The sequence below is a fragment of the Pseudomonas sp. SDT291_1_S447 genome, assembly GCF_054070155.1.
In genome coordinates this window covers 1-7203 of sequence record NZ_JBSVXS010000187.1, presented here as the reverse complement: position 1 = coordinate 7203, position 7203 = coordinate 1, and the positions used below count along the sequence as shown (strand labels likewise).

The following is a 7203-nucleotide window of genomic DNA, read 5'->3' as shown; positions in this document are numbered from 1 at the left end:
TGATCTTAGAAACCAAGATCAAAAGATCGCAGCCTTCGGCAGCTCCTACATGAGGTTTGCATTACCTCAAAAAATTTATGAACTTCCCCCATCACTGGGTGTCAAGCCCCGGTCACCGGGAAGTGGGGAAACCCACAGCCTCCTCAAGTCCCTGTAACAACTGGAAATAATTTCTTGGCGCACTAGTTGCAAAACACCATCACCCCTTCCTTGATGAGGCGGCTGGTGATGGACAGAACAACGCGTGACCCAAGCAACACCTTTTTGCTGACGCCGTTGAGCGTCTTTCTGATGTTGACCCTCGGCACCATGACCGGCGTCCGCGCCAGTCCCATCGATGATGAGCGACAGCCAGAAGTTTCCGACCCGTCGGCGTACTACGATGAACCGGCCGACCGCGCCGGGGCGCTCAACAACATCCTGACCCTGCCCGAGGCCAACGAGGATTCCTTCGATTTGCCGGACGGGGTCAAAGGCGATCGCGCTGAAACGCGTATCGAAAACGTCCTGCCACCCTCCGTGCAAACCAGTTTCAACTACCCCACCAACGGCAAGCCGAGCCCGCTCTATGGCGCGCAACCGTTCACCCAGCAGTTGACCCTGTTCGAAGAGTTCGGCCCGGAAAAACTCGACCCAACCACCCCGGCCGCGCCGCTGCCGTTTCCACCAGCGGCGATCGGCCCGGCCCCTGCGCAGGACCCGAACAACGTCGCCCGCAGCGCGCCACCCGGCACTGCGCTTGATGCGTTCCTGCGGCAACCCGGTCTGACGCCATTCCCCAGCCAGTTCGCCAACGTCGTCGACCGCAATCCGTGGCAGGCGCAGATCGAGGTGTACCTCAACCGCCATATCGGCTCATCCGCCGAAGGCCGGCCGCCAGGAAAGGGCTGGGCGCACCAGCGCTGGAACGAGTTCTACCCGCAAGTCGCCTACAAAACCGCGCAGACCGGTGCACGCCTCAATGGTGGCCTGCGTGACAGCGTGCAAATGCACCATTACGCCGTCGGTGAGTTCGGCCCCGGCGGCCTGTATCACAACGTCGCTGGCGTACCGGCGACCGATGGCACCGCCAAAGGCGTCGACCCGCGTTTCCACCCGGCCATGCCGGCGCAAAACCACAATTCGGTGTGGACCTTCGACGGCACGTTGCCGCCGAAACTGTTGATGGTGCGCTACGGCCAACCGGTGATGATGCGCCACTACAACGGCTTGCCGATCGACCCGTCGGCCAACCGTGGATTCGGTTTGCATACGATCAGCACCCACGAGCACAACGGTCACGCGCCGGCGGAAAGCGACGGCTATGCCAACGCGTTCTTCTTCCCGGGGCAGTTCTATGACTATCGCTGGCCGATCCAGCTCGCCGGTTACGACAGCATCAACACCAAGGCTGAAGACCCACGTGCGGCGTTCCCCTGCGCACCGGGTGAAACCTTGTGGGTCAACGACCTGGCCCCCGCGAAGAAAACCTGCGACCACGGCACGATCAAAATCCGTGGCGACTGGCGCGAGACCATGAGCACCCACTGGTTCCACGATCACATGCTCGATTTCACTGCGCAGAACGTCTACAAGGGCAACGCGGCGATGATGAACTACTACAGCGCTCTGGATCGCGGCAACGAGTCGGTGGACGACGGCGTCAACCTGCGTCTGCCCAGCGGCAGTGCCTTGCCTTGGGGCAACCGCGACTATGACGTCAATCTGGTGTTCGCCGACAAGGCCTGGGATCAGGAAGGCCAATTGTGGTTCAACCCGTTCAACACCGACGGCTTCCTCGGTGACCAGTTGCTGGTCAACTGGCAGTGGAAACCGACCCTCGACGTGCGTGCACGCAGCTATCGCTTCCGCATTCTCAACGGCTCGGTGTCGCGCTACTTCAAACTGGCGCTGGTGCGGGAAATCAAAGGCAGCGGTGGCGAGTTTCAGGGGCCGAAAAACTCCGGTGTGTCGTACAGCCGTGTGCCGTTCCACATGATCGCCAACGACGGCAACATCATGGAGCACAGCGTACCGTTTGACGGCAGCATGGATCTCGATGCCGATGGCGATAAACAGAACCACAACGCGATCCTGCCGACTCAGGGTATCGCCGAGCGCTTCGACATCATCGTCAACTTCTCGAAAAACGGCATCAAACCGGGGGACAAGCTGTTTTTCGTCAACCTGCAGGCTCACGACGACGGCAAGGGACCCAAAGATGTCATCCCGCTGGGCGACATCCTGTCGGAGAGATACCTGGCGGTGATCAAACAGACCAGCAAGGGCCCGCAGTGGGACAGAGGCGATCCGGCGGTGGGCAAGGTCTTGCAGCTCAACGTCAAGGCCTACACCGGTCAGGATCTGGCGATGAACCCAGCGGCGTACGAGCCGGCCAAACCGGGCAAGGCTGAAGGGCTGGTGATGATCCCGCTGAAACTCCATCGCGACAACGCCGCCGACAAAGCCGTGCTAGCCAAGGCTCGCCACCGCACCTTCACCTTCGGCCGCTCCGACGGCACCGATGAAGCGCCATGGACGGTCAAGACCGATGGCGGCTTCGGCTTCCACATGGACCCGCGCCGGCTCAATGCCTCGACCCAATTGTCCAGCGGCCCGACCGATGCCGGTGTCACCGGGTTCGGCACCCTCGAAGTGTGGAACATCAAGGCTGGCGGCAAGGGCTGGAGCCATCCGGTGCATGTGCACTTCGAGGAGGGGATCATCCTCAGTCGCGGCGGCAAGGCACCGCCAGAGTGGGAAAAATGGGCACGCAAAGACGTCTATCGCATCGGCTCCGAAGCCGATGGTCTGGACAGTGTGGAAATGGCGATCAACTTCCGCGAGTTCGCCGGGACCTACATGGAGCACTGTCACAACACCCAGCATGAAGACAACTCGATGCTGCTGCGTTGGGACCTTGAGAAGCCCGGGCAACTGCAGCTGATGCCAACGCCACTGCCGAGCTGGGACGGTGTGCGCTACGTCAACTCTGCCGCGCTGCCTACCTTCCGCAACGGTGACGGTGTTGGCCCGCAAGTGGTGGTCAAGCCATGAACCGCCGCCACGGTGACAGCCAACCTGTACATACCCCGCGCTCCCGGGCGTTGGGCATGCACTTGGTGCTGATGCTGGTGGTCTGTGTGCTCGCCAGCCGTGTGCTGCTGGCACATCAGGCCAGCGTCGGCGAGCCGCCAGCGGCCAGTGAATCCGCCACCCCGTGGGGTGGCGACTATTTCCCCAATACCCTGCTGACCGATCAGGACGGTCGGCAGGTGCATTTCTTCGATGACCTGATCAAAGACAAAGTGGTGGTGATCAACTTCATCTTCACCTCGTGCAGCGATTCCTGCCCCTTGGAAACCGCGCGCCTTCGCCAGGTGCAAAAACTGCTCGGTGATCGGGTCGGCCAGGACATCTTCTTCTACTCGATCAGCATCGACCCGCTCAGCGACACACCCGACGTGCTCAAGGCCTATTCGCAGCGCTTCAAGGTCGGCCCCGGCTGGAAGTTTCTCACCGGCGAATTCGAAGATGTCACCGACCTGCGCAAGAAACTCGGGCTGTTCATCGACGGCGTCGACAACGGCCGCAGCAAGGATCACAACCTCAGCCTGATCGTCGGTAACCAGAGCACCGGGCGCTGGATGAAGGCCTCGCCGTTCGAGAATCCGTGGATCCTCGCCGATCAACTGGCCAACACCTTGCAGAACTGGAAGCAGCCGAGCATCGAAGAAAGCTACGCCAATGCCCCGGATATTCGCCCGCCGAGCAATGGCGAAGAACTGTTCCGTACCCGCTGCGCCTCTTGCCACAGCCTTGGCCCTATGGATGGCCAGGGCCTTGGCATGCGCAGCATCGGCCCTGACCTGATCGGCGTGACCCGCAACCGCGACGCCAAATGGCTGAACCGCTGGATCCGCGAACCGGATCGCCTGCTCGCGGAAAAAGACCCGATTGCCCTGCAACTCTACGAACAATTCGAGCGAATCCCGATGCCCAATCTGCGCCTCGATGAGCAATCCGCGCAGTCGATCATCGACTTTCTCAGCGATGAAACCGAGCGTCAGCAACCGTCCACTGCGGCCATGACCGACGGTGCTTTGACGCCAGTAAAACCGGGCGATCCAGCCGCGACGGTGAGTCAGATGCGGTAGCGGCGAAATAGCATCATTGAACCGTGTGTCGCGGTCAGAGCCACCTACACTGATGGCTGTAAGCAGCGCGATATAAAACTCCAGGGCCACTCCCATGCAGCGACTGGAAGCACAAAAAACCTCTGCACCGAACCCATCGGTCGCATGCAAGGGCTGGCGCGAGCAGTTCAATCTGCTGCGCTGGTTCTCGCTCGCGAGTTTTTTCATCATCGCCGCCGTGGCGTTGGGGCTGGGTTATATCTCCACGCGCTTTGTGGTCACCGAAAGCGTCGAGCGCGATGCGCTGCTGACCGCGCAATTCGTTGAGGCCATTGGCGCGGCGGAAATGCGCCACGCCAAAATCAATCCGAACCGAACGATGGGCGAAATGCTCGACCCGCGCCAGGACGGCAACTTCCCTGATGTCGACCCTGTGTTACAGGCTTCGGCGCGTATCGAATTTCTCGACCATGTCGAACACCTGCCGGACATTCTCCTGGCCACGGTGTACGCCTTGGATCGCACGGTGATCTGGTCGACCAACGCTGAGCTTATCGGTGTGCACATCAAGGATGACGATGAGCTCGACGAATCATTCGAGATGAAAGTGCCGGTGTCCTCCAGCTACCACAAGATCGACGATGAGAAACCCGAGCAACAAATGCTGCGCGAACCGAAATACCTGTTCATCGAGAACTACATCCCGATGTTCAATGCTGACAAAAGCAAAGTCGTCGCCATGGTTGAGGTCTACAAGGAGCCGGCGGATCTGGTCGACCGCATCGATCGTGGATTCGCCTCGATCTGGGCGGCGACTTGCTTCGGCGGTGCGGCGATCTTTTTAGCCTTGTTCTGGATCGTCCGCCGTGCGGCGAAATTGCTGCAGAGCCAGCAGCAACAACTGATCAGCAACGAAACCTTCGTCGCCCTCGGCGAGATGTCCTCGGCGGTGGCGCACAGCTTGCGCAATCCACTGGCGACCATACGCTCCAGTGCCGAACTGGCCCAGGAAGTGGCCAGCCCCGGCGCGCAGCGCAACATCGGCGACATCATCAGCCAGGTCGATCGCATGTCACGCTGGGTGCGCGAGCTGCTGGTGTCGCTGCGGCCGATGAATGACGACGGCGAGGCGGTGGATCTGGTCATGGCGGTCGAAGACACCGTTGGCGCCTTCGAAGCATTGATCAAACGCTGCAACGTCGAAGTGCGCTTCACACCGCAGAATTGCGCGCCGGTCGTCAGTCAAAAGGTGCTGCTCACGCAAATACTCAATAGCCTGTTTGCCAATGCCCTCGAAGCCATGCCCAAGGGCGGTGTGCTCAGCGTCGAATTCGAATCGCCGCAGCCGGACAGCGTGCGTCTGACCGTGAGCGACACCGGCAAGGGCATGAGCGCGCAGCAGCAACTGTTGGTGTTCAAACCGTTTTTTACCACCAAACAGGGCGGCCTCGGGGTTGGCCTGGCGTTGGTCAAAAGAATCATGGAGCGTTTTCAGGGCTCGGTCGTTTTGACCAGCAAAGAGCAGGAGGGAACCCGCGTCAGTCTCAACTTCAAAGTGGCATCGGGAGGGGAATATGGAACACAGCATTCTGCTGGTCGAGGATGACGAACTGTTGGCCGAGAATATTCAGACCTACCTGGAGCGCAAAGACTTCGAGGTGACCGTCTGCCATTCGGCCGAAGACGCGTTAGGGCAATTGGAAACGTTCATGCCCGACATTGTGCTGACCGACAACTCGCTGCCGGGCATGAGCGGTCACGAGCTGATCCAGAAGCTGCGCATCAGCGCGCCGGATCTCAAAGTGATCATGATGACCGGTTACGGCAACGTTGAAGATGCGGTGGTGGCGATGAAGGAGGGCGCCTTTCATTACGTCACCAAACCGGTCGCGCTGACGGAGCTCAAACTGCTGCTCGACAAGGCCCTGGCCACCGAACGGATGGAGCGCACGCTGTCGTTCTATCAGGAGCGCGAGGCGCAGAAATCCGGGGTGCAGGCGCTGATTGGCGACTCGGCGCCGATGCAGTATCTGAAGAACACCATCGGCCAGTTGCTCGATGCCGAGCGGCGCATGGCCAATACCGATCTGCCGCCGGTTTTGGTGGAAGGCGAGACCGGCACCGGCAAGGAACTAGTAGCCAGGGCCCTGCACTTCGACGGCCCGCGCAGCAAAGGGCCGTTTATTGAATTCAACTGCGCGTCGATTCCGTCGAATCTGGTCGAGTCGGAGCTGTTCGGCCATGAGAAAGGCGCGTTTACCGATGCCAAGGATCGCCGGGTCGGGCTGGTGGAAGCGGCGGATGGCGGCACGCTGTTTCTCGATGAGATCGGCGAGATGGATCTGCTGTTGCAGGCAAAGATTCTGAAGTTGCTGGAGGACCGCACCATTCGCCGAGTTGGCTCGGTGAAGGAGCGCAAGGTCAATCTGCGGGTGATCAGTGCGACCAACTGCAACCTTGAACAGATGGTCCAGCAGGGCAAATTCCGTCGTGATCTGTTTTTCCGTCTGCGGATCATTTCGATCAAAGTGCCGCGGCTTTATGCTCGGGGCGATGACATTCTGTTGCTGGCGCGGCACTTCCTCGCCAGTCACGGCAAACGCTACGGCAAACCGAATCTGCATTTCAGCCAGCAGGCCGAGGAGTTGCTGCTCAGTTACACCTGGCCGGGCAACGTGCGCGAACTGCGCAACATGCTTGAGCAGACCGTGCTGCTGGCGCCGAGCGACACGATTGCTGCGCATCAGTTGAACGTGTGCATGAGCCTGTGTGACGAGCTGCCGCCGCAGCATCAGCATCAACACCACGAACCTGTGTCGCCCTACGAACCGCGTCCGGCGAGCAATATGGAGTCGATGAACCTGCCGGAAGTCGAACGCGACATGGTGCGCAAGATGCTCGACAAGACCGACTGGAACGTCACCAAATCCGCGCGCCTGCTGGGCCTGAGCCGCGACATGCTGCGTTACCGCATCGAAAAACTCGGCCTCGCCCGGCCGGATAAACGGCAGTGGTAGCCCCACCGCAAATCCCCTGTAGGAGTGAGCCTGCTCGCGATAGCGGTGTGTCAGTCGACCTTTTTATTACT

Annotated in this window: 4 protein-coding genes; all 4 read left to right on the top strand. The window is 60.3% G+C overall.

What is annotated here, in order from left to right; genetic code table 11:
- The first annotated feature begins 228 nt into the window (after positions 1-228).
- Positions 229-3036 carry a multicopper oxidase domain-containing protein gene (locus ACW9IR_RS28030; protein WP_457465856.1) on the top strand — a complete coding sequence of 936 codons (2808 nt, stop codon included), beginning with the start codon at positions 229-231 and terminating at the stop codon, positions 3034-3036.
- A complete protein-coding gene (locus ACW9IR_RS28025; protein WP_102902822.1) occupies positions 3033-4136 on the top strand; it encodes an SCO family protein in 1104 nt (367 codons plus the stop codon). Before ACW9IR_RS28030 ends, ACW9IR_RS28025 begins: the two co-directional genes overlap by 4 nt.
- A gap of 94 nt (positions 4137-4230) precedes the next feature.
- Positions 4231-5721: a sensor histidine kinase gene (locus ACW9IR_RS28020; RefSeq protein ID WP_102902821.1), complete on the top strand. Its 1491-nt coding sequence runs from the start codon at positions 4231-4233 to the stop codon at positions 5719-5721.
- Complete coding sequence (locus ACW9IR_RS28015; RefSeq protein WP_150707393.1) at positions 5690-7132, top strand: sigma-54-dependent transcriptional regulator; 1443 nt, start codon at positions 5690-5692, stop codon at positions 7130-7132. Before ACW9IR_RS28020 ends, ACW9IR_RS28015 begins: the two co-directional genes overlap by 32 nt.
- Positions 7133-7203: the final 71 nt, after the last annotated feature.